Below are 23,527 nucleotides of genomic sequence, written 5' to 3'. Positions count from 1 at the left end.
TATAACAAAAAAATCTTATGGATGTTATATCCATAAGATTTTTATTAAACTTTTGGCTCCTCAGGTAGGATTTGAACCTACAACCTACCGGTTAACAGCCGGTTGCTCCACCGTTGAGCTACTGAGGAACATTTTAACCCAGCGACGTCCTACTCTTCCAGGGGGTAAACCCCAAGTACCATCGGCGCTGAAGAGCTTAACTGCGGTGTTCGAGATGGGAACCGGTGGATCCTCTTCGCTTTTGTCACTGGATAAATTACCATAAGGAATAAAACTAAGTCATTATCTAAACTAAGTTGGTCAAGTCCTCGACTTATTAGTACCGGTCAGCTAAAGGTATTACTACCTGTACACCTCCGGCCTATCTACCAGATAGTCTATCTGGAGTCTTATCCGACACTCAACTCAAAACCTAAACTATAGATACTTTATCTATAAGACTTTTAACACCTTACTTTGGTGACAAGTCTTAGTTAGATTCTAAGTTGAGTGTCGGAGGGAAGTCTTATCTTGAGGGTGGCTTCGCGCTTAGATGCTTTCAGCGCTTATCCGTGCCGAACTTAGCTACCCAGCACTGCCACTGGCGTGACAACTGGTACACTAGAGGTTCGTCCATCCCGGTCCTCTCGTACTAAGGACAGATCCTCTCAAACTTCCTGCGCCCGCGACAGATAGGGACCGAACTGTCTCACGACGTTCTGAACCCAGCTCGCGTACCGCTTTAATGGGCGAACAGCCCAACCCTTGGGACCTACTACAGCCCCAGGATGCGATGAGCCGACATCGAGGTGCCAAACCTCCCCGTCGATGTGAACTCTTGGGGGAGATAAGCCTGTTATCCCCGGGGTAGCTTTTATCCGTTGAGCGACGGCCCTTCCACTCGGTACCGCCGGGTCACTAAGCCCGACTTTCGTCCCTGCTCGACTTGTAGGTCTCGCAGTCAAGCCTCCTTATGCCTTTGCACTCTACGAATGATTTCCAACCATTCTGAGGAGACCTTGGGGCGCCTCCGTTACTCTTTGGGAGGCGACCGCCCCAGTCAAACTGCCCACCTGACACTGTCCTAAAACCGGATTACGGTTTCTAGTTAGAATTCCAACATTCACAGGGTGGTATCCCACTTTAGGCTCCTAGAAGACTAGCGTCCTCTATTCTCAGCCTCCCACCTATGCTGTACAGTCAATGCCAAAATCCAATATCAGGCTACAGTAAAGCTCCACGGGGTCTTTCCGTCTTGTCGCGGGTAACCTGCATCTTCACAGGTACTACAATTTCACCGGGTCCTTCGTTGAGACAGCGCCCAAGTCGTTGCGCCTTTCGTGCGGGTCGGAACTTACCCGACAAGGAATTTCGCTACCTTAGGACCGTTATAGTTACGGCCGCCGTTTACTGGGGCTTCGGTTCAGAGCTTCTCCGGCACTCAACTTAAAATCCATACTTTAGATATACTATCTTATTAACTAGTTTTCAAATACTCTAGCGTAATAATTAGCATAGACTCTAAGTTGAGTGCCGGATAACACGTTCCCTTAACCTTCCAGCACCGGGCAGGCGTCAGCCCCTATACTTCATCTTTCGATTTAGCAGAGACCTGTGTTTTTGATAAACAGTCGCTTGGGCCTATTCACTGCGGCCTCCTCTCGCTCAGTACGGATGTACTTCACAATATCGAGGCACCCCTTCTCCCGAAGTTACGGGGTCATTTTGCCGAGTTCCTTAACGAAGGTTCTCCCGAGCGCCTTAGGATTCTCTCCTCACCTACCTGTGTCGGTTTACGGTACGGGCACCGCGCTTCTTGTTAGAGGCTTTTCTTGGCAGTGTAGGATCAGTTAGTTCCCCTAAATTGGGTCCTCTTAACCTCTCAGAATAGATAGAGGCGGATTTGCCTACCTCTAATCCCTACTGGCTTGAACGCACTAGTCCATCAGTGCGATAACCTACCTTACTGCGTCACCCCATCACTCAAACAAAGCTTGGTGGCACTGGAATATCTACCAGTTGTCCATCGCCTACGCCTTTCGGCCTCGGCTTAGGTCCCGGCTTACCCTGAGCGGACGAACCTTCCTCAGGAAACCTTAGGTTTTCGGCGGAGATGATTCTCACATCTCTTTTCGTTACTTATATCAGCATTCTCACTTCTAAGCGCTCCACTGCTCCTTACGGTACAGCTTCGCCGCACTTAGAACGCTCCCCTACCAGTATTACTACTCCATTGCTTCGGTGGTAAGCTTTAGCCCCGGACATTTTCGGCGCAGGATCACTTGACCAGTGAGCTATTACGCACTCTTTAAATGGTGGCTGCTTCTAAGCCAACATCCTGGTTGTCTAAGCAATCCCACATCCTTTTCCACTTAGCTTACACTTTGGGACCTTAACAGATGGTCTGGGCTGTTTCCCTCTCGACTATGGACCTTATCACCCATAGTCTGACTCCCAAGGTCAAAATATATGGCATTCGGAGTTTGACTGAGTTCGGTAACCTGGGTTAGGCCCCTAGCTCAATCAGTGCTCTACCTCCACTATTCATCCTTGAGGCTAGCCCTAAAGCTATTTCGGGGAGAACCAGCTATCTCCGAGTTCGTTTGGCATTTCACCGCTACCCACAGCTCATCCCCTAATTTTTCAACATTAGTGGGTTCGGGCCTCCATTTTGTGTTACCAAAACTTCACCCTGGCCATGGGTAGGTCACTCGGGTTCGGGTCTACACATACAAACTAGTCGCCCTATTAAGACTCGCTTTCGCTACGGCTCCATGGCTTTACCATTTAACCTCGCTTGCAAATGTAACTCGCTGATCCATTATACAAAAGGTACGCCATCACCCGCTTATGGGGCTCTGACTGTTTGTAGGCACACGGTTTCAGGTTCTATTTCATCCCCCGCCTGGGGTACTTTTCACCTTTCCCTCACGGTACTTGTTCACTATCGGTCGCTGGGTAGTATTTAGCCTTTGGAGGTGGTCCTCCTAGATTCTTACGGGGTTTCTCGTGTCCCGCAATACTCGGGTGGCTACTTGGATAGATTAAAGCTTTTCGGCTACAGGACTTTCACCTTGTGTCGTTTGGGTTCCCAACCAATTCGCCTAAACTTTAATTTTGTAACTATCCCAAGTGACTGTATCCACTTGTAAAGTAACTCCCTCAACCCACTTTTAGCAACGCATACAGGCTTACACTAAAAGTGTTTAGGCTCTTCCCCTTTCGCTCGCCACTACTTAGGGAATCGAGTTTTCTTTCTCTTCCTCGGGGTACTTAGATGTTTCAGTTCCCCCGGTTGTCTCCTACCACCCTACTTATTCAGGTGGTGGTACCACAGTATTAACTGTGGTGGGTTGCCCCATTGGGAAATCCGCGACTTAAAGCTTGCTTGCAGCTAATCGCGGCTTTTCGCAGCTCGCTACGTCCTTCTTCGACTCCCAGCGCCAAGGCATCCGCCGTGCGCCCTTTGTAACTTGACCTCGTTTTTCTCGTTTAAACATAATGAAATTGTATCTACCACGCTTTTTTATATCTCGGGTTGATACTTTCTTAGTTTTATCCTTATGGGTAATTTCAAAGATCGGTATAAAAAAAATGGTGGAGATGAGCGGATTCGAACCGCTGACCCCCTGCTTGCAAGGCAGGTGCTCTCCCAACTGAGCTACACCCCCATATTCTTTATGGTGGGCTTAGGTGGACTCGAACCACCGACCTCACGCTTATCAGGCGTGCGCTCTGACCAGCTGAGCTATAAGCCCTTGCAATGAAAGACTAGGTCTTTCAAAATTAAACAGCTATGCTACTAACCTTGAGGTTAAAGCTCCTTAGAAAGGAGGTGATCCAGCCGCACCTTCCGATACGGCTACCTTGTTACGACTTCACCCCAATCATTCGCCCCACCTTCGACGGTTGCCTCCTAAAAGGTTGGCTCACCGGCTTCGGGTGTTGCAAACTTTCGTGGTGTGACGGGCGGTGTGTACAAGGCCCGGGAACGCATTCACCGCGATATGCTGACTCGCGATTACTAGCAACTCCGACTTCATGCAGGCGAGTTGCAGCCTGCAATCCGAACTGAGACCTGATTTAAAGGATTCGCTCCAGATCGCTCCTTCGCTTCCCGTTGTTCAGGCCATTGTAGCACGTGTGTAGCCCAGGACATAAGGGGCATGATGATTTGACGTCATCCCCACCTTCCCCCGGTTTGTCACCGGCAGTCTCCTTAGAGTGCCCAGCTTAACCTGCTGGCAACTAAGAATAAGGGTTGCGCTCGTTACGGGACTTAACCCAACATCTCACGACACGAGCTGACGACAACCATGCACCACCTGTCTCTCTGCCTCAAAAGAGGACGACTTTATCTCTAAAGCCTTCAGAGGATGTCAAGCCCTGGTAAGGTTCTTCGCGTTGCGTCGAATTAAACCACATGCTCCGCTGCTTGTGCGGGCCCCCGTCAATTCCTTTGAGTTTCAACCTTGCGGTCGTACTCCCCAGGCGGGGCACTTAGTGCGTTAACTGCGGCACAGAGGGTATCTAAACCCCCTACACCTAGTGCCCAGCGTTTACGGCGTGGACTACCAGGGTATCTAATCCTGTTCGCTCCCCACGCTTTCGCATCTCAGTGTCAGGTACAGTCCAGAAAGTCGCCTTCGCCACTGGTGTTCCTCCTAATATCTACGCATTTCACCGCTACACTAGGAATTCCACTTTCCTCTCCTGTCCTCAAGTTTGACAGTTTCAAATGCAATACGGGGTTAAGCCCCGCAGTTTAACATCTGACTTATCAAACCACCTACATGCTCTTTACGCCCAGTAATTCCGGACAACGCTCGCCCCCTACGTATTACCGCGGCTGCTGGCACGTAGTTAGCCGGGGCTTCCTCTTGAGGTACTGTCATTTTATTCATCCCTCATAACAGAAGTTTACGATCCGAAAACCTTCATCCTTCACGCGGCATTGCTGCGTCAGGGTTGCCCCCATTGCGCAATATCCCCCACTGCTGCCTCCCGTAGGAGTCTGGGCCGTGTCTCAGTCCCAGTGTGGCTGATCGTCCTCTCAGACCAGCTATCCATCGTTGCCTTGGTAGGCCGTTACCCTACCAACTAGCTAATGAAGCGCGGGCCCATCCTTTAGCGATAAATCTTTCTTCTTTTAATCAGGTGATTAAAAGAAGGTATCCGGTATTAACATCAGTTTCCCGATGGTATCCCGATCTAAAGGGCAGGTTGCCCACGTGTTACGCACCCGTCCGCCACTAGGTCCATTAAGAGCAAGCTCTCAATTTCCCTCGTTCGACTTGCATGTGTGAGGCATGCCGCCAGCGTTCGTCCTGAGCCAGGATCAAACTCTCCATAAAAGAATCTATGAAAAGCTAAAATTTAGCTCAACTTACTTAAATAATAAAAAAGAAATTAACTTTAAACCTTACTGGCTTTTGCATTAGCTGTTCAATTTTCAAAGACCTAATTTGTTTCCTACGCAAAAAATATCTTAGCATATTTTTAAAGCGATGTCAACATAAACTTGAATTTTTTTGTTGTGCTCTGTGTTGTGTCCTGAGCACGATTAATAATATACCATAACAAAATAACTTTGACAAGCCTTTTTTGTTATTTTTATTGAAACCCTCTGTGTATGTTGAAAAGAGACGCAAAATTTGCGTCTCTTTTTTTTAAAGGTTTTTATCTTTTAAAGTTGGAAATAAAATAACATCTCTTATGGAAGCGCTATCAGTTAAAAGCATCACCAGTCTATCTATTCCAATGCCTAAGCCTCCAGTTGGTGGCATTCCAAACTCAAGGGCATTTACAAAGTCATCATCCATCTCGTGAGCTTCATCATCACCGGCAGCTTTTTCTTCCATTTGCTGTTCGAATCTTTGTCTTTGATCTATAGGGTCATTAAGCTCGGAAAATGCATTGCAAAGCTCTCTTGCAAAAATAAACCCTTCAAATCTTTCTGTAAGCCTCTTATCTTCTGTTTGCGCCTTTGCTAAAGGCGAAATATCCTTAGGGTGTCCATATACAAAGGTAGGCTGTATTAGATGCTCTTCAACATACTCTTCAAAAAAGTGGTTGACTATTTTACCCCAGTTCCAAATTCCTTCTGTTATATCTAAACCTTTTTCTTTAGCTATCTGCTTTGCTTCTTCTTCACTTTTTTGAGAGAAGTCTATTTTTGTATACTCTTCAACCAGTTCTAACATGGTTGCTCTTCTCCAAGGAGGAGCTAGGTTTATTTCTTTTCCTTGATAGGTTATGTTTGTTGTTCCTAGAACTTTTTGAGCGACCTCTGCAATCATATTTTCTGTTATTTCCATCATATCGGTATAATCGGCATGCGCTTGATACAATTCTAGCATTGTAAACTCAGGGTTGTGTTTTGTAGAAATCCCTTCATTTCTAAAGTTTCTATTTAGCTCATAAACTCTCTCAAACCCACCTACAATAAGCCTTTTTAAGAAAAGTTCCGGGGCTATCCGCATAAAAAGTTCTTGCTCTAAAGTGTTATGATATGTCACAAAAGGTCTGGCACTTGTCCCTCCAGCTATCGTTTGCATCATAGGTGTTTCTACTTCATAGTAATCTAGGTTATCTAAGTAACTTCTTATTTCTTTTATTATTCTACTTCTTTTTATAAACACATCTTTTACTTCTGGATTGACTATTAGATCGACATACCTTTTTCTGTAGCGAAGCTCCACATCTTTAAGGCCATGCCATTTTTCAGGTAAGGGTTGTAGCGATTTAGAAAGCATTTTAATGCTATCAGCTTTTACTGAAGTTTCACCGCGCTTTGTTTTAAAAACTTCTCCCTCTATATAAATGATGTCTCCTATATCTAAAGAGGAAAACAAATTATAATCTTCCTCTAAACGGTCTTTTCGTCCGTAAACTTGGATTTCACCTTTAAAGTCCCTTAAATTAAGAAATCCTGCTTTACCGTGCCCTCTTTTTGCCATGACTCTTCCACTTAATGAAACAGTCTTACCTTCATACTCTTCGAAGTTATTGTTAATATCTTCTGTTATATGTTTAGGCGGATTTTTTTTGCTATAAGCCTCTATGCCTTGCTCGTCAAGATGATTCAACTTTTCTCGCCTCATCTTTTGCAGTTCATTAAGTTGTTGTTCTTCCATTGTATCACTCCTAGATAATTACCGTACGTATTAGTTCGCCAATTTTTTAATAAGATTTAACTAATTGATAATATTTTATATTTTATATTTCCAGCTGGTACTGTTACATCCACAGTGCTGTTGATAGGTTTGCCGAGTATAGCTTTGCCTACAGGAGACTCGTTAGATATCTTGTTTTCGTTGGGATTTGCTTCTGCTGATCCTACAATGGTGTACTCTAATTCTTCATCGAACTCTAAGTCTTTAAGCACGACAGTACATCCAACGTTAACAACTTCTTTATTTACTTCTTCTTCGTCTATCACAGTTGCGTTCCGTAGCATTTTTTCAACAGTCAATATACGCCCTTCTACGAAAGCTTGCTCATTTTTTGCATCCTCATACTCAGAGTTTTCGCTGATGTCTCCGTAACTTATAGCAACCTTTATCCTATCTGCTACTTCTCTTCTTTTCGTAGATTTAAGGTACTCTAGTTCTTCTTCTAGCTTTTGTAACCCACTAGGTGTTAATATTACTTCTTTTCCGTTTTCCATTATAAGTCTCTCCTTTATCAGTAAAAATTGTCTCTGTTAAACAATGATATGTAAAAGCGGCAATAATTATACACTTTCTATTGGTGACAACTTTTACCACAACGAATACAATAACAAGCACTAAAGAGATACCCTTCAGTGCTTGCAAATATTATAATCGACAGGATATATTTTGTCAAACCTTAGCAATAGATTTTTTCAAATTTAGTGAATTTACCAACGCATTTCTTTTTATTTCTTCAATCTCGCTTTCATCTACCGCCTTTTCAAAGCTTCTAAACCCTCCTAGGGTGAATCCATGTTTTTTTGCTAGTTTATTTATTTCATCCACTTGCCCTACTGATAAGTCTCTTCCTAGTGTATAGGATTCAAAACGATTCTCTAAAGCTAAAATCATTGTCTCGGCCATACACGCATAAGCTGTTTTTGGAGGGAAACCAAAGTTAAAGTTAAAATCCACATCTCCAGGCACATTGATTAAACCGCCTTCAAACACAAACACATCATTGCGTACTGCCTGTACCTTTTGAGATACGTCTCGGGGTCTAGCAACGTCGCAAACAACAGCTCCTGATTTTATATCTTCTGGATTAATTACACAATCTACTGAACCAGAAACCGATATGATTATATCAGCTTTTTTTATGCCTTCCTTAGACGTTGTCGGTATTTTAATTGGAGTCCCAGTTTCCTGCAGTATTATTTTAGCTAACCTTTCTAATCTTCTTTGATTTCTAGCAATAAGGTTTAGACTTCTTGCTTCCCTAGCCAAAATCCTGGCCGTCACTGACCCTATTGACCCAGTAGCTCCTACAATAGTAATCTCGCAACTATTTAGACTATGGCCCATTAAGCTAGCTGCTTTTTTAGTTCCTTCGATAGCTGAGGCTACAGTATAACTATTGCCAGTTGTAACAGGAATATTCAAGTTTTTTGAAATTGTTATTCCAGCGTCGCCAACTACTGATGTCATAGCACCTAGTCCCAATATTTTAGCCCCCATTTTTTCTGATAACCTTCCAGCTTTAATTATTTTTTTTAGTACAAACTTGGTGGGTAAAGATGCTATTTGGTTCGATGTTAACGTACAAGCAACAAAGTTTCCTTCTAGTTTGTTGTATCTTGATTCCACACCTTCTATATCAGATACTTTTATTGGCGGCAAGTGTTTAATTCCCTTTTCCACAGCGCTTTTTGGCAACTTCTTTAAAAATTTAAATTTTCTTGACATGTCAGCTACATCTATGGGGTGAATTATAAAGGCAAACTTATTATCCATGAGATAACCCCCTGTAACCTTTGTAATGCTGACTTAGCCGGACTACCCTTGGCTTAAAACCAACTTCTTTTAACAGGCTGCTGTAGTTTTGGTTTTTTCTATTGTCTAGCGCAACCAAAACTCCTTCCATAACGTTTGTACCAAAAGAGCGGCCATTGAGTTCTGGAGTGGTAGTTACTAATGTGTCTAATTTTCGCTGTCTTAACAGTTCTATATCTTCAGAAGTAACTGTATTTGTAATAATTGTTTTATCTTTAAGATTGGAGGGAAGGTGCTTTTTAATAAAGTGAAAATCTCCGGCTATGACTTCAGCCCACTTAAAAACTTCGCTATACCTTTCAGAACTAAGCTCTTGTTTGTCACCCGTTGGGTATAGCATTTTAAAGGGCAAATGCCGTACAACAGGCAATGCTACATTTGCAATTTTTGAAAGAGTTTTTAATGATGTTATTTTTACTGGAATCCCTAAACTAAACATCAAATCGCCATATATCGTTTTAGCTCCCATGTCAAGTAATTCCTCAGCCATACCAAACCGATCTAATGCACAAACTAATAGCACTTTTTTATCCTCAAAACTAAACCCATTCTTATTTAGGTATCTAAGAGTTTGCTTTTCTAAAGTCCCTTTTAAACCAGATCCATCAACTATAGGTGTTTTTCTAGCGTGCTTGATAACTTTTTCAGCATCCTTTAGTATGTACTTTTTCCCATTAGCCATCAGAAATAAATCCATTCCTCCTAATCCAAAAGCATCTACCTTACCATCTAAATCCTTAATAATTTCTATCATTTGTTCAACGTTTCCATTTGTACCTACTCTTTCGATAGAAACTTTTTGACCACATATCTCTGTATAAACCTTATGGTCTCTTGCTGCTGAGCCTAAACTTACGCTTACAACCTTTTTCAAAATAGCCAACTCCTTTTTAGCATAGTGTAGCAAGCAACCCTTCTAACCTCTTAATGTCAACCACTATATCCTCTTTGATAGGAGAGCTTCCAATAGGGTAAGGTATTATTTTTTGATCTAACAAGGCAGAAATTTGACGGATTCTTTTATCAGAGGCAATGACAATTACTACATCAAAGCTTTTTAGTTCGCTAACTAGTTTTAAAATCTGGTTAAACAGGTCAACCCCTTCTTTGTTGTCAACAAAGCTCCACCTTTGCTTTTCGCTTAACAATAGAGTAAAGTTTACACCAAACTTATTGGAAAGCTTTTGAACTTGTTGGACATTCTTTATAGGAAAGCCTATAACAGCAACATTCTTGCCCTTTCGCAGCTCTCCAAGCTTTTCTAGCCTTGATATGAAGATTCTGTCTAAGCTAAGCTTATTAGATACTTCTGTTTGAGATAGGCCCTTGGCCCTTAAGTCCAGTATAGCACCCACATATTCTACTATCTTCTGCTTACTTACGGTTTTATCATTTATCCTATAAAGCTCCAATTGCTTTCCTCCTATTCTATTGTGCACATTTTTGTATACAATTATTATATTTTATTTTATTTGTTATCTCAATAAATATGCCTATATAAAAAAAGAAAATAGCTAATTTTAGCTATTTTCTAATTGTTTTTTGTGTTTTTCTAAGATTTCTAGAGCACACTTTAGTTTATCTGTACTGTGTATCTCTCGTTTAACTTTTGCTGATCCAGAAAGCCCTTTTAGATACCAAGCAATGTGCTTTCGCATCATCTTTACACCCAAAGTTTCCCCAAAATAATCGACCTGCTTTTGAAGGTGGACAATTGCTTGCTCAATAATCTCTGGGGGTGATGGCTGTTTATAATGGCCTTTTTCCAGTAGATTTAAGCTGTTGCTGAAAATCCAAGGATTTCCCATGGCTCCTCGACCGATCATAACTCCTTCGCACCCGGTATACTCCATTATTTTTACGACATCTTCAGGTTTAAAAACATCACCATTTGCTAATATCGGTATTGAGGTGTCTGCCTTAGCCTCCGCTATCCTATCCCAGTTTGCACTGCCGGAATAAAATTGTTCTCTTGTTCTGCCATGGATAGCTACTGCAGCTGCACCTGCATTTTCTGCCATTTTAACAAAGTCCTTAGCTACAATATTGCTTTCATCCCATCCTAATCTTATTTTTATAGTGACAGGACATTTGGTAGACCTAATGGTAGTCAATAAAATCTTTTCAGCTAAATAAATGTCTTTTAAGAGGGCTGCACCATCTCCATTTTTAACTATTTTAGGAGTGGGGCAACCCATGTTGATGTCTATTGCATCCACTTTTGAGCTTTCTACTATCGGTATCCCACGCTCAAAGTCTGATAGTTTACTCCCAAAAACCTGGGCAACTATGGGGCGCTGTTGGTCGGTAAAGTCAAGAATTTTTTTTGTTTTTTTATTATCATATATCAAACCTTTTAAACTAACCATTTCGGTATACATTAATCCACAGTTATGTTGCTTTACTATATTTCTATATACATAATCTGTCACACCTGCCATCGGTGCTAACACCAGTGGGTTTTTACTAAATGTGGCGCGAAAGTCCATAGATTCATCATTCCTTAGGCATTTAATCTAATTTCTTGCTCGTTGGTTATCCTGTTTAACACTTCTTTTTTTAACATATCTATAGTAGTTTTATGGTAAAACTTAATCTTTTTTAGTCTTTCCATTTCCTTTTGTGTTATCTGACCTTCTCCTAGCAAGCTGTCAAGAGTGGGTACATCGAACCTCTTTTGTAGCAGTTCCGCTACTAATTTTTCATTGTCCCCCTCTTTATGATAAATTTGAATGGCTATAACTTCAGGGTCTAAAAAACCTGCCTTTACATATTTTTCTTTTAAAGTTGATAGTGTTGGTTTTATATTGAGGTTTGGTATAGAAGTGTAATACACTATTCTTTCGTAGGAAAAAGACATTTCCTCTAGGGATATGTCATAGCTTGCTTTTGTAAAAAACTTTAGGTTGGTTTTATGAGTAAAATTTGGGTTTCTTAACAGTAAAGCCAACAATAGTACAAAGCATACCATTAAAACAACCACATTTCATCCCCCCGTTTTACGCTGACGTTAAACTAATATGTTATTTTATCCTTGCCCGTATGCTTTGAGGCAAGCAGGTTGCTGTCAGCAACATCAAAAATTTCCTTAAAATCTGTAGCATCTACAGGAAATTCAGCCACTCCAATACTTAAAGATATCTCCGTCTCTATTTGTAGTTCTTTAGGTAAGGGCTTAATCGCTTTCTTTATGCTATAAGCTATAGATCTTCCATTCACCTTAGAAACTGAAGGAAGAATGATGGTAAACTCATCTCCCCCATACCGGGATGCAATTCCCTTATCACCGATTATATTGTTTAGTACTTGTGCCACTTTCTTCAACACCAAGTCCCCGCATGCATGACCGTAGTCTTCATTAAACTGTTTAAAATCATCTACATCAATTACCAAAAGAGAGTATGGCTCATTTTTATTGCTTTTTTCCTCTAGCATGGTTTTGAAGAACCGATGATTATATAATCCTGTCAGCCCATCCATGTTTGCCAAGTTTTTTATTTGCTGATACATTTTTAAATTATCTATTCCCAAAGCAGCTTGGTTAGAAAACGCCACTAAACTTTCTACATCTTCTTCTAGTATGGGTTTGTTATTAAACTTATTATCCACCAACACAACTCCTAAAACTTCATTCTTTGAGGTTAATGGGACAGCGGCATAGTTTATAAACCCAAGCTTTTTAAGCTTTGTATGTAATGTTTCTAAATTATTGTTTTTTATATTATAAGGTCTTTTTTCTTTAACACACCTTATTAAAGCATCATTTTCTTCATCAAAAGGGATTGATATATCTTTTATGTATTCGTTTAAAGTTAAGTCTACATGATCCTCTATAGCAATCACGTCATTTAGCTTCGTATGTTCTCGCACTAAGCTTCCCCAAATCTTATATGCCTGATTAGTAGTAAGCGGTCCGATAGCCATATCAGCCCTTAAACAAGCGTTGCCATCTTGTGAGTCAACCATAAATAAAATCGCTCTATTAAATCCCAGGCCATAACCAGCTGTTACCGCAGTAAGAAAAATTTTTGTGGTCTTTTGTAAGCTTTTAGAATGTTGAAGAAAGATATTTATTTCCTTTAATAAGGACAACTCGTTTATTTTCTTATGTAAATTTTCCAGCCACTTCTCTTTTAGCAGACTATCGTTAGTGATGCTATGATAAGCTATCATTAACAGTACATTGCCTACGGACAAAATAAGCACACCTGCCAAAAAATCCATTGAATCAATTTTTAAATAAAACCCATATGTAATAGGAAGGGTGATTAAGTAGCTAACAAAGCCGCCATGTAGCCCATAAGCTAATAATGTTATCGCTATAAAAATCAAAAAGAACACTAGCGAGGCTGTACTTTGAACTAGCGTTACAAAAGCAGTACAGTACGCTAAAGTTATAAGTAAGACAAACTGCTTAAACAAAGAGTAACTGTGTTTTTTTAAAAAACTGCCAGCTAATAATATAGCTCCGTTTAACCCTAAAATCCAAATCCAGGTGTTAGCTTGCTTATAAAAATCTATAATTTTTAAGTCGTAATAAACGGCCACTGAAAGAATAATAAAAAAGGTTAAGGCACAATAACATTTCAATAGTTTCATGTTACTCCCCCTTATGCTATAAAAAATTAAAAGCTAGCAATTTTGTGTTTTTACTAAAACTTTAGGCTGTAGTTAAAGTGCTATCTAATCTCCAACTACAGCCTTTTTTCTATGATTAAGACTAGAAAAGTCAAAGCACTATTCGTCGCCTAGCTCCCCTGTCCAGCTGTCTATGCCACCTTTAATAATGTAAACTTCAGAAAACCCCTGCTCCACTAAGAACTTAGCCATTTCTTCACCTTCTGAATCTGACTGTGGAACCAGCACCGTCACTTTTCTTGTGTCTAAGGTGTGGTAACGTTCTTTGAGCTCATCAAAAGACACATTTATAGACTGGGGTATACGGTTTTGTTCAAATTGCTCTTTGGGCCTCATGTCGATAATATTTGTATCTTCCACATCTAGTAAAATTTCAGCTTCTTGTCCACTTATTTTTAAATAATGCCCTCCTAAGTCCTTAGGCAAAAGTAATATCCCCACAACAAGTAATACTAAAGCTGGCAAAAGCAAAAGCAAGACTGTTTTAATGAATATCCTATTTTTTTCTTTAGTTTTGCTGCTATCCACTTTAAAACCTCCTAACCCCGGTTAGCTTTAAATATTATCCTCAATCCCTCCAGCGTCAGAAGAGGGTCAACAATGTCTACTTCTCTACTATCAGGAGCAATCAAGCTTGCTATACCTCCAGTTGCTACAACCTTTGTGGAGTGTCCTAGCTCTTTTTTTATTTGTAAGACCATTCCGTCTAATTGACCTATGAATCCATAATATATTCCGCTTTGCATGCTTTGTACAGTATTTCTTCCTATTACATTTGGAGGTTTTTCTATTTGAATTCTTGGAAGTTTTGCAGCTTTGTTAAATAAAGCTTCTGTAGATATTCCTACCCCCGGAGCTATACAGCCACCTAAATACTCCCCCTGCTCTGAAACTGCACAAAAAGTAGTAGCAGTTCCATAGTCAACTACAATTACAGGCCCACCATATTTATCGTAAGCAGCTACAGCGTTGACTATCCTATCAGCTCCGACTTCCCGGGGATTTTCATACTTTATCGGCATTTTAGTCTTTATACCAGGACCTATTACCACAGGTTCAATATCAAAATATTTCTTTGACATCTCCCTTAAAGCAGGCATTACAGGTGGAACTACGGAAGAAATAATTATACCACTTACCTTTATATCTACCTCTGAATATTTGAAGAGATTTTTTAAAATTACACCATATTCATCGGCGGTCCTATCCTTTATAGTGGAAATTCTCCAGTTTTCCTTAAGATTTTCCCCATCATATAACCCAACAACAATGTTAGAGTTGCCTACATCTACTGCTAATAACATTTCTCTTTCCCCTTTATTCTTTTTTAAAGTTGATATCAAGACTTATATCTAAAGCCTTTACAGAGTGAGTTAAAGCTCCTACAGATATATAATCAACTCCCGTTGACGAGACGTCACCTATAGTTTCTAATGTGATTCCACCTGAAGCTTCGGTGATTGACTTGCCACCAACTATAGTTACTGCCTCTTCCATTTCCATTAAGCTCATATTGTCGAGCATAATTATATCAGCTTTGCTTTCAACAGCTTGTATAACCTGGTCTTTAGACTCTACTTCTACCTCGATCTTAGCTGTATGAGGGATGTTTGCTCTAGCTTTTTTTACTGCAGACTTAATTGAGCCTGCTAGCTTTATGTGGTTATCCTTGATCATGACAGCATCATATAGTGCAAAGCGGTGGTTACTTCCACCCCCACACTTTACCGCAAACTTTTCAAACTCCCTAAGTCCTGGGGTGGTTTTTCGGGTATCCACTACCTTGCATTTATCACTTTTAATTTGTGATACATATCGTGAGGTTAGAGTAGCTATACCGGACATTCTCTGCATAAGATTTAAGGCTAAGCGTTCTCCTTTTAGAACAACACCAGCTCTGCCGTAAACCCTAGCTATAATATCACCTTTTTTTACTTTTTCACCATCTTGTTTCTCAGCTTCCCATTTTGTTTGAGTGTCAAGGATAGCAAATACTTCTTCAGCTACATCTATGCCCGATACTACCCCACTTTCTTTTGCGTGTATTATTCCTGTTGCCAACTGATCTGAAGGCACTAGGCTGTTTGTAGTTAGATCTCCATGTCCCAAATCTTCTTTTAGAAACCTTCTTAGTTTTTCTGTAATTAAGATTCTTTCCATTTATGATATCTCCCTTACAAAGGACTAAACCAATTTTTTTGTTGGTTAAAGTTTATGTGTCCTTTAAACTTTTTGTCAGTTTGGGGAAAGTCCTCTCTATAATGCCCACCGCGACTTTCCTCTCTCAATAACGCTGCCTTACACACAAGCTTTGCGATAGTTAGCATGTTGTTTAGTTCTAATTCCTCTCTGCCTTTAACAACTGCTTCGTTTTTATGTTTAAGATAATCATTTAGTTTTGTTAAGCTTGCTTTATTTCTCTTAATCCCTACAAAGTCCCACATTTGTTGAGTTAATGTTTTTTTGTCTAAGCTTAAACTTGTTGCCTGCTCTTTAGTAGATAGGAGTTTTTTGGTATCTAAATCACCCCTATCTAAAGGATTTTCTTTTATGTATGTGGCAATATTATCTCCATATACAATGGCTTCTAAAAGTGAGTTGCTCGCAAGTCTATTTGCTCCATGTAATCCACTACTGGTAGCTTCCCCGCAAGATAGTAGCCCCTTAATGTTGGTCCTACCATAAAAATCAATGGCTATGCCCCCCATAAAATAATGGGCTGCAGGAGCAACGGGGATTAAATCTTTGGGAAGATCTAACCCATATTCTTGGCAAGTTTTGTATATGGTAGGAAATCTTTTTGCGACCTTCTCTTTTGCTAAGTGGGAAACATCTAGGTATAGATGCTGTGATTTAAATTTTTCCATTTCTTCAGCCATAGCCCTAGACACTACATCTCTAGGCGCAAGATCTTTAAGTGCTAAATGGTACCTACCCATAAACTTCTCCCCATCTGGGTTCTTCAGTACTGCGCCTTCTCCACGGACAGCTTCAGATATAAGGAAACGGGGAGTGTCTTTTAGATAAAGCGCTGTAGGATGAAACTGTACAAACTCCATATCCCTAAGGATCGCCCCAGCCCGATAGGCCATAGCTATGCCATCTCCAGTTGAAACTTCAGGGTTAGTGGTATAAGAATAAAGCTGACTTGCGCCCCCACTAGCAACAATCACATATGGAGCTTTTATCAGACTGCACCTATCTTCATTGTCTAGGTATGTCACACCGGTTACCTTATCTTCTTCTGTTACGATATCTATAGCAAATGTTTGCTCTAAAGCTCTTATGTTTGGCCTTTCTAAAAGCCGCTCAGTTAAAGTCTCCCTAATCACTTTACCTGTGCCATCACCTTTGGCATGCAATACTCTTCTTCGACTATGGGCTCCTTCTCTTGTTAGCGAAATCTCACCTGCACTTTGGTCAAATTTTACACCGAAATCAAGCAAATCTTGGATGCAACTAGGTCCTTTTGATACAACCATATCTACAGCATCTTTTTCACAAAGCCCATGGCCAGCATTTATGGTGTCATCTCTATGCAGGCTTGGGGAGTCTTCGCTGCAAATAGCGGCGGCTATCCCGCCTTGGGCATATTCGGTATTACTTTCCGATAAGGAGGCTTTAGTTAACATAATTATGTTCAGGCTTGGATCAAGCTGTAGAGCTGTATAAAGCCCTGCTAGACCAGAACCTACAATAACTACATCAGCATCGAGCTGACTGTGTAAACTAGAGTAATCATAAGTGTAGCGTATAGTCAAAGCTCAAAACCTCCCCTCCAATTTTAAAATCATTATTTAACCTGCAACATTTTATCTAAAGCTTTTATTGCTGAAATTCTTATTTCTTCTGACACAAAAACTTCAGGCGAAAGTGTTTTTAAAGATTCATATACCTTTTCTATTGTATTTGCTTTCATTTGAGCGCATATTAACTTTTTGCTTGGGAATACAAAACTCTTGTTAGGATGCTCTTTTTTAAGAGCGGCGTTTAGTCCCATTTCTGTCCCTACTATAAATGTTTTTGCATCACTTTCCCCAGCATATTTAATTATGCCACTAGTGCCTGTAACCTTATCTGCCATGCTTACTACCTCATCAGAGCATTCAGGATGAACAACTATTTTAGCATCAGGATGCTCTTCTTTTGCTTTTTTAACATCATCAGCAGTTAACCAATTATGTGTATAACAGTAACCAGGCCATCTAATAATTGTTTTGTCAGTCTTCTTGGCAAGATAATCCGCCATATTTCTGTCAGGAAGGTATATTATCTTCTCCTGCGGCAATGACTGAACTACCTTTAATACATTAGCAGAGGTACAACAAACATCTGCATGCGCCTTTACAGCTGCAGTTGTATTTACATAAGCTACAACTGCAGCGTCAGGATGTTGTTTTTTCATCTCCTTTAACTGCTTTACATCTGCCATATCCGCCATTGGGCATCCAGCTTCTGGCTCTGGCAGTATCACTTTTTTATCTGGCGATAAGATTTTTGCACTTTCTGCCATAAAATGCACACCACAAAACACAATAACATCGGCATCAGTTTGTTGTGCCTGTTGGCTTAAGCCAAAAGAATCTCCAACAAAGTCAGCAACCTCTTGGATTTCCGGCCTTTGATAAAAATGACCTAGTATAATTGCGTTTTTTTCTTTCTTCAATCTATGGATTTCCTCTTGGATACTTTTAACATTACTATTCACCATAAAATGCCACCCCTTTATAATACAGTTTGCAAATTACTTTAATTTTATACTTTACCTCTTTTGTTGTCAATTTAATGAAGAAGAAGGTTAATATTATGTTAGAATAGAAACAACAGTTTATATTCTAACATAAGGGTAACTCGCTAGTTGCCGCGTAGGAGGATTATATTATGAAGAGCGCTGTGAAGGAAATTTATAACAACCCTGTAGGCAAAACTTTTATTTATTTATTGTTTGCTGTAGTGTTTGGAATCTCTGCATTAATCTATTTTATCTCTTTTTCCGACAACCTAGGACGAACTAGCTTCGATTATAGAGTAAGAACCACCTATTCGTTTGATGACTGGGTGATTAACCTCGATTATCTTACTGTAGATTTTAAAGATGGGGGATATGTGGTTCCAGGCTATCAAAACGATAGAGTGGCAACCTTGCTTATTATAGGTGATGGCAAGCTAACTTTGCACTCACCAGATTCTTTTTCCAAAGCTTCAGAAATCGCCTTTCCCGTAAAAGACAGGGTTACCGAAATGCTTATTCCCGTGCACCACGAAGACTATGATAGGTTAAAAAGAGACACTATCTTTTTTGAAGAGGAAACTCTCCCCTTTCCTGACTCATATATTCAGGACCGCATAGATGATTCACATAGTTTGTTATATCAAGGTAATATACTAGGCTTTAATAAAATTATTCCGCCCACTGAAATGGCTAAAATAGCTGAGTTAACTACCGAGACTTATGGCACCGCTCGTTATATGGAAGATAAGTATGTAACTTTTAAAAGTGGACAACTTGGGGAAATCAGGTTTAAACATCCTTTTAGAACTCAAAGTTACCCACCTCCCAACGTGAATATTGCAATGGCAGGGTATAGTATTTTGTTGTTAGCGGCCTTTTGGGGTTTAGTGGGTTTTTTAACAACAGATATCACTAATAAAAAAACGAATTTGCCTTTTTATTTAGACAAGATACCGACAGCAGTGAGTTTGGTAGCTATATCCCTAACTACCTATCTGAGTTACTGGTTATATATATATTATAATCTAAGCCCTTACTTACTAGCTATACTTTATCTTATCCCGCTTATTTATATTGCGTATACTATGGTTATGGCAAAGGTGCCGATAAGTTTTCTTGGTATCACTTTGACAAATATTTATAAGTCTTTGATTTTAGCTCTGGTAATATTTTATATTTGGTTTGTGGTTACCAGTTTAGAAATTATACCACGGCTTGAAAATTTCACATACTTTGAAGATATTTTCATAATTTGCGTCTTGGTTTCTATAAAGCAACTAATTTTTAGAGGGTTTATACAGGCTTCTTTAGATTCGATTATCGGAGGGCTTGGGGCAGTAGTAATCACCTCGCTGCTAATCCTTCCTTTTCCTGTAATCTCATTTTATTATAGCTCTTTAAACACCGATGTATTTACCTTTATTTTATCTAGTTTTTGTTTGGTTTTACTCATTTCTTTTAGTCAGCATAAAACGAAAAACATCATAACTCCTACTATTTTATCAACTTTGATTGCCGCTATCACCGGCACGTTTTTCTAAAACAAAAGAAGGGGCTGTCTCAAAATTATCTAAAAGATAATTTTGAGCAGCCCTTTTTGTAAATTCATTAAGCATTAGAAGTGCAAAACTAAATTCCCGCCCCGTAACTTTAATAGTTTCTTAATTTTAAGCATGACAAAATAAGGAGCATGTTTTTCTCCTTTAGAATTATAAGTTATGTTCTTTTTTATGCGCTTTTAAGCTCGTGTAGTGTTACGCCTTTCTTCTTTCTAAGTCCTTTTCTGTTAAGTTTATTTAGATTAAACCCAAAACAGAGCAGAAGAAATTCAGTTTTTACATTTTTTTCTCCACGGGATAAAAATTTTCTAAAACCATAGTCTTCTTTAATAATACCAAAGGCTCCCTCTACTTGAATTGAACGATTCATTCTCAGTTTTTTACCTAAAGGAGTTTGGATGTTTTTAAGGGATTTTTCTCGTTGTCTAAGAAAATCTTTTGCTACATAAAGACGCTTGTCCCCTTTTGATTTTTTACATTTATCTTTTAGTTTACAGCCGCTACAGTTTTCACTTTCATAAATTTGCACTTTTGATGTATATCCTGATTTAGATTTTCTACTTGTGGTTGTTAAAGGGCTTAAAACCTTTCCATTTTGACAAATATACTGGTCTAGCTCCTCATCATATAGCATATTCTCTCTACGCCCAATTTGGTCCTTAAACCGTTTTTTGTTTATTTGATTGTAAGTGGTAGGCTTTATATAAGCATTTTGATTCTCAGACTCTAAGTATGTATAGTTTTCTTCGCTTTCGTATCCTGAATCTGCAACAATATTTTTGTGTTTTTGAGGCAAATTTGATTTTAATTTTTCCATAAACGGTACAAAGGTCAGCTGGTCTGAACGTTCACTAGATATATCAGCTCCTACGATATATTCACCTTCTACTGCAAGTTGAGCATTATACCCTGGTTTTAGCTGAGCATTTTTCATATGATCATCTTTCATCCTCATAAAGGTAGCATCTTTGTCAGTTTTTGAAAAACTATTTCTGCCCTTAAAAGTAGATTTAAAGTCATCATATTTTTGCTGTTTTTCTAGATACTCATCTAATAATTCAGCATCTTTTTGTAGTGATGTTTTCCTTTTGCCTTTGCCATAGACATACTCTATATTTTCACATCTTTTTACTTCCATCAAACTGCGCTTAATATTTTTGAGTTGCTCTACAGTGACTTTCTCCTGTTCACATGAGTACTGAAAGCCATAACTTTGATTGATATTATTAATGAACTCTTTGATTTTTATCTGAAGTCGTTGTTCATGTTTTGTTACTGCTTTACGCCATACAAAGGTGTATTTGTTAGCATTTGCTTCTAATTTAGAACCATCAACAAATAAATTCTCATATGAAATTTCTCCCATCTGCCCTAACTTTACAACAAACTGAAAAAATAATTCTTCAATAAAATCTTCAAGTTTTTGTCTAAACCGGCTAATTGTATTATGGTCTGGAGCATTACGTCCTTCCAGTAGCCATATGAAGTGGAGGTCTCTTTTGCAGGCTTCTTCAATTTTTCTTGAGGAATAAATTTGATTCATATAACCGTATATGATTACCTTAACTAACGTTTGAGGATCATAAGGCGGACGCCCGTTTCTATTGATATCTTGGTAGATGGGAGTATAATCTAGTTGGTTTAAAACCTCTGCCAGTGTTCTTACGGGAGAATCATCTGGTATTAAGACCGCTGTATTTAATGGAAGTGATAATTGATAAATTTTTGCCATTGTTGTACAATCTCCTTATGGTATAGTTTTTGTGTGGTAACTTAATTATACCAAAAGGTGGTCTCTTTTTTGAGGCTGCCTTTTAAATTATTCAAACTTTTTTTGATAAACAAAAGAGGGCTGTCTCCTAAGGAAAAAATCCTTTTGAGACAGCCCCTTCTTTATACTTTAAAACAAGCCGGAAATTGTTCCTTTTTCATCAATATCCATTTTCGCTGCTGCAGGCAACTTTGGTAGGCCCGGCATTGTCATTACATCTCCTGTCAAGGCAACTAAAAAGCCTGCACCGGCAGAGACTTTTATTTCTCTTACTGTAATATTAAAACCTTCTGGTCGTCCTAGTAGTTTTGGATTATCTGATAGTGAGTATTGTGTTTTGGCCATGCAAATCGGCATTTTATCTAGGTCTAGCTTTTCAAGCTGCTTGATATTACTTTTTGCGGCGGAGGTAAACTCTACACCATCAGCGCCATAGATTTCTTTTGCAATAGCCTCAATCTTTTCTTTGATACTTTTGTTTTCATCATATAAAACTTTAAATTTACTAGGTTTTTTCTCTATTGTGTCAACAACTTTTTGGGCTAGGTCTAGGCCACCTTCTGAGCCTTTAGCCCAGACATCTGAAAGTGAAACTTCTACACCCATTTCTTCGCATTTTTTGATAACATAGTCTACTTCTTTATCTGTATCAGTTGGGAATTTATTAACAGCTACCACAAGTGGTGTGCCAAACTTTTTGATGTTTTCAATTTGTTTTTCTAAGTTAGTTATCCCATCAGATAACGCTTCTAAGTTCTCTTCAGCAAGCTGAGTTTTTTCTACCCCGCCATGCATCTTTAACGCTCTGATTGTAGCAACTAAAACTACAGCATCGGGTTTTAAGTCAGCAAACCTACACTTAATATCAAAAAATTTCTCAGCCCCCAAATCAGCACCAAAGCCAGCTTCAGTTACCAGGTAGTCAGAAAGTTTAAGACCTAACTTTGTAGCAGTTACGCTGTTGCAGCCATGTGCAATGTTGGCAAATGGTCCTCCGTGAATAAATGCAGGAGTGTTTTCTAAGGTTTGAACCAGGTTAGGTTTTATTGCCTCCTTTAATAAAAGGGCCATAGCGCCGTTAGCTTTAAGCTGCTTAGCAGTTACAGGTTGTTTGTCATAGGTATAAGCTACGATAATTTTTCCTAACCTGTCTTTTAGGTCAGTAATATCTTTAGCAAGACATAGTATCGCCATAACTTCCGAGGCAACTGTAATGTCGAACCCATCCTCTCGAGGCACTCCCTGTGCCCTACCTCCTAGGCCGATAACTGTATTCCTTAGCGCTCTTTCATTCATATCCATCACTCTTTTTAACACGATTCGACGAGGGTCGATGTTTAGATCATTACCTCTATGGATATGATTGTCTAGCATCGCCGCCAACAAGTTGTGGGCAGTAGTTATAGCATGTAAATCTCCTGTGAAATGAAGATTAATATCCTCCATAGGCACTACCTGGGCATATCCACCGCCACAAGCTCCTCCTTTTACTCCCATGCAAGGTCCTAAGGAGGGTTCTCTTAGAGCGATCATAGCATTTTTGTCTAGTTTAGATAGAGCCTGACCTAAGCCCACAGTTGTTGTGGATTTCCCCTCTCCTGCAGGGGTGGGGTTTATGGCCGTTACTAACACCAGCTTGCCATCAGGATTATCTTTTACTCTGTCCCATACTTTTAAGGAGATCTTAGCTTTTGTATTTCCATGCTGTTCTACTTCTTCTGACCTTAGCCCTATACTTTCTGCCACTTCAGTAATCGGCTTCATTTTGGCTTCCTGAGCAATTTGAATATCAGTTTTCATAACAAACCTCCAGTATATATTTAGTGATATAACAGTATTCTACATAGGATATGTCAACTCC

Annotated in this window: 16 protein-coding genes, 3 tRNA genes and 3 rRNA genes; 1 reads left to right on the top strand and 21 read right to left on the bottom strand. The window is 39.5% G+C overall.

Annotation, left to right across the window (positions count from 1 at the left end; translation table 11 throughout):
• Nucleotides 1–53 precede the first annotated feature (53 nt).
• The 19 genes from PRVXH_RS00610 to nadA all read right to left on the bottom strand — a co-directional run bounded on the left by PRVXH_RS00610 (nucleotide 54) and on the right by nadA (nucleotide 18,315).
• Nucleotides 54–128 (bottom strand) — tRNA-Asn (locus PRVXH_RS00610).
• Nucleotides 129–136: 8 nt separating this feature from the next.
• A 5S ribosomal RNA gene (gene rrf / locus PRVXH_RS00605) occupies nucleotides 137–252 on the bottom strand.
• 44 nt (nucleotides 253–296) lie between these two features.
• Nucleotides 297–3,458 (bottom strand): 23S ribosomal RNA (locus PRVXH_RS00600).
• Between the two features lie 116 nt (nucleotides 3,459–3,574).
• Nucleotides 3,575–3,650, bottom strand: a tRNA-Ala gene (locus PRVXH_RS00595).
• Between the two features lie 10 nt (nucleotides 3,651–3,660).
• Nucleotides 3,661–3,737, bottom strand: a tRNA-Ile gene (locus PRVXH_RS00590).
• Nucleotides 3,738–3,807: 70 nt separating this feature from the next.
• Nucleotides 3,808–5,333 (bottom strand): 16S ribosomal RNA (locus tag PRVXH_RS00585).
• Together the 16S, 23S and 5S rRNA genes with 3 tRNA genes alongside form the textbook arrangement of a ribosomal RNA operon.
• Nucleotides 5,334–5,648: 315 nt before the next feature.
• Nucleotides 5,649–7,115: a lysine--tRNA ligase gene (lysS, locus tag PRVXH_RS00580; RefSeq protein WP_353893390.1), complete on the bottom strand. Its 1,467-nt coding sequence runs from the start codon at nucleotides 7,113–7,115 to the stop codon at nucleotides 5,649–5,651.
• A 56-nt stretch (nucleotides 7,116–7,171) separates the two neighbouring features.
• On the bottom strand, nucleotides 7,172–7,648 hold the full coding sequence (gene greA, locus PRVXH_RS00575) for a transcription elongation factor GreA (RefSeq protein ID WP_353893389.1): 477 nt from the start codon (nucleotides 7,646–7,648) through the stop codon (nucleotides 7,172–7,174).
• Nucleotides 7,649–7,823: 175 nt separating this feature from the next.
• The gene (locus PRVXH_RS00570; protein WP_353893388.1) at nucleotides 7,824–8,927 is read right to left on the bottom strand and encodes a shikimate dehydrogenase; all 1,104 of its coding nucleotides are present in this window, start codon (nucleotides 8,925–8,927) and stop codon (nucleotides 7,824–7,826) included.
• Nucleotides 8,920–9,840, bottom strand: coding sequence for a quinate 5-dehydrogenase (locus tag PRVXH_RS00565; RefSeq protein WP_353893387.1), 921 nt, complete (start codon nucleotides 9,838–9,840; stop codon nucleotides 8,920–8,922). Before PRVXH_RS00565 ends, PRVXH_RS00570 begins: the two co-directional genes overlap by 8 nt.
• Before the next feature lie 16 nt (nucleotides 9,841–9,856).
• The gene (locus PRVXH_RS00560; protein ID WP_353893386.1) at nucleotides 9,857–10,378 is read right to left on the bottom strand and encodes a transcriptional regulator; all 522 of its coding nucleotides are present in this window, start codon (nucleotides 10,376–10,378) and stop codon (nucleotides 9,857–9,859) included.
• A gap of 108 nt (nucleotides 10,379–10,486) precedes the next feature.
• Nucleotides 10,487–11,455, bottom strand: a complete 969-nt coding sequence (gene dusB / locus PRVXH_RS00555; RefSeq protein ID WP_353893385.1) for a tRNA dihydrouridine synthase DusB — start codon at nucleotides 11,453–11,455, stop codon at nucleotides 10,487–10,489.
• 14 nt (nucleotides 11,456–11,469) lie between these two features.
• Nucleotides 11,470–11,949: a hypothetical protein gene (locus PRVXH_RS00550; protein ID WP_353893384.1), complete on the bottom strand. Its 480-nt coding sequence runs from the start codon at nucleotides 11,947–11,949 to the stop codon at nucleotides 11,470–11,472.
• A gap of 32 nt (nucleotides 11,950–11,981) precedes the next feature.
• Complete coding sequence (locus PRVXH_RS00545) at nucleotides 11,982–13,565, bottom strand: sensor domain-containing diguanylate cyclase (protein ID WP_353893383.1); 1,584 nt, start codon at nucleotides 13,563–13,565, stop codon at nucleotides 11,982–11,984.
• 138 nt (nucleotides 13,566–13,703) lie between these two features.
• Nucleotides 13,704–14,132 carry a rhodanese-like domain-containing protein gene (locus PRVXH_RS00540; RefSeq protein ID WP_353893382.1) on the bottom strand — a complete coding sequence of 143 codons (429 nt, stop codon included), beginning with the start codon at nucleotides 14,130–14,132 and terminating at the stop codon, nucleotides 13,704–13,706.
• An 11-nt stretch (nucleotides 14,133–14,143) separates the two neighbouring features.
• Nucleotides 14,144–14,908, bottom strand: a complete 765-nt coding sequence (locus tag PRVXH_RS00535; RefSeq protein ID WP_353893381.1) for a type III pantothenate kinase — start codon at nucleotides 14,906–14,908, stop codon at nucleotides 14,144–14,146.
• A 13-nt stretch (nucleotides 14,909–14,921) separates the two neighbouring features.
• Nucleotides 14,922–15,764: a carboxylating nicotinate-nucleotide diphosphorylase gene (gene nadC, locus PRVXH_RS00530; protein ID WP_353893380.1), complete on the bottom strand. Its 843-nt coding sequence runs from the start codon at nucleotides 15,762–15,764 to the stop codon at nucleotides 14,922–14,924.
• A 14-nt stretch (nucleotides 15,765–15,778) separates the two neighbouring features.
• On the bottom strand, nucleotides 15,779–17,365 hold the full coding sequence (gene nadB, locus PRVXH_RS00525; RefSeq protein ID WP_353893379.1) for an L-aspartate oxidase: 1,587 nt from the start codon (nucleotides 17,363–17,365) through the stop codon (nucleotides 15,779–15,781).
• 32 nt (nucleotides 17,366–17,397) lie between these two features.
• Nucleotides 17,398–18,315, bottom strand: coding sequence for a quinolinate synthase NadA (gene nadA, locus PRVXH_RS00520; RefSeq protein WP_353893378.1), 918 nt, complete (start codon nucleotides 18,313–18,315; stop codon nucleotides 17,398–17,400).
• A 170-nt stretch (nucleotides 18,316–18,485) separates the two neighbouring features.
• Between nadA and PRVXH_RS00515 the strand changes: the two genes are divergently transcribed.
• On the top strand, nucleotides 18,486–19,877 hold the full coding sequence (locus PRVXH_RS00515) for a lysostaphin resistance A-like protein (protein WP_353893377.1): 1,392 nt from the start codon (nucleotides 18,486–18,488) through the stop codon (nucleotides 19,875–19,877).
• Between the two features lie 187 nt (nucleotides 19,878–20,064).
• Here PRVXH_RS00515 and PRVXH_RS00510 read toward each other — a convergent pair whose 3' ends face one another.
• Together PRVXH_RS00510 and PRVXH_RS00505 are read right to left on the bottom strand one after the other, a co-directional pair.
• On the bottom strand, nucleotides 20,065–21,627 hold the full coding sequence (locus tag PRVXH_RS00510) for an IS1182 family transposase (protein ID WP_353893376.1): 1,563 nt from the start codon (nucleotides 21,625–21,627) through the stop codon (nucleotides 20,065–20,067).
• Nucleotides 21,628–21,795: 168 nt separating this feature from the next.
• Nucleotides 21,796–23,466: a formate--tetrahydrofolate ligase gene (locus PRVXH_RS00505; RefSeq protein WP_353893375.1), complete on the bottom strand. Its 1,671-nt coding sequence runs from the start codon at nucleotides 23,464–23,466 to the stop codon at nucleotides 21,796–21,798.
• Nucleotides 23,467–23,527 lie beyond the last annotated feature (61 nt).

The organism is Proteinivorax hydrogeniformans (assembly GCF_040515995.1).
GTDB classification, from domain to species: Bacteria; Bacillota; Proteinivoracia; order Proteinivoracales; family Proteinivoracaceae; genus Proteinivorax; species Proteinivorax hydrogeniformans.
This window is presented reverse-complemented; position numbering and strand designations above follow the sequence as displayed.

Coding starts and splice junctions, on each gene's coding strand:
- lysS (WP_353893390.1), bottom strand. CDS start 7,115: ATGGAAGAACAACAACTTAATGAACTGCAAAAGATGAGGCGAGAAAAG.
- greA (WP_353893389.1), bottom strand. CDS start 7,648: ATGGAAAACGGAAAAGAAGTAATATTAACACCTAGTGGGTTACAAAAG.
- PRVXH_RS00570 (WP_353893388.1), bottom strand. CDS start 8,927: ATGGATAATAAGTTTGCCTTTATAATTCACCCCATAGATGTAGCTGAC.
- dusB (WP_353893385.1), bottom strand. CDS start 11,455: ATGGACTTTCGCGCCACATTTAGTAAAAACCCACTGGTGTTAGCACCG.
- PRVXH_RS00545 (WP_353893383.1), bottom strand. CDS start 13,565: ATGAAACTATTGAAATGTTATTGTGCCTTAACCTTTTTTATTATTCTT.
- PRVXH_RS00535 (WP_353893381.1), bottom strand. CDS start 14,908: ATGTTATTAGCAGTAGATGTAGGCAACTCTAACATTGTTGTTGGGTTA.
- nadC (WP_353893380.1), bottom strand. CDS start 15,764: ATGGAAAGAATCTTAATTACAGAAAAACTAAGAAGGTTTCTAAAAGAA.
- nadA (WP_353893378.1), bottom strand. CDS start 18,315: ATGGTGAATAGTAATGTTAAAAGTATCCAAGAGGAAATCCATAGATTG.
- PRVXH_RS00515 (WP_353893377.1), top strand. CDS start 18,486: ATGAAGAGCGCTGTGAAGGAAATTTATAACAACCCTGTAGGCAAAACT.
- PRVXH_RS00510 (WP_353893376.1), bottom strand. CDS start 21,627: ATGGCAAAAATTTATCAATTATCACTTCCATTAAATACAGCGGTCTTA.
- PRVXH_RS00505 (WP_353893375.1), bottom strand. CDS start 23,466: ATGAAAACTGATATTCAAATTGCTCAGGAAGCCAAAATGAAGCCGATT.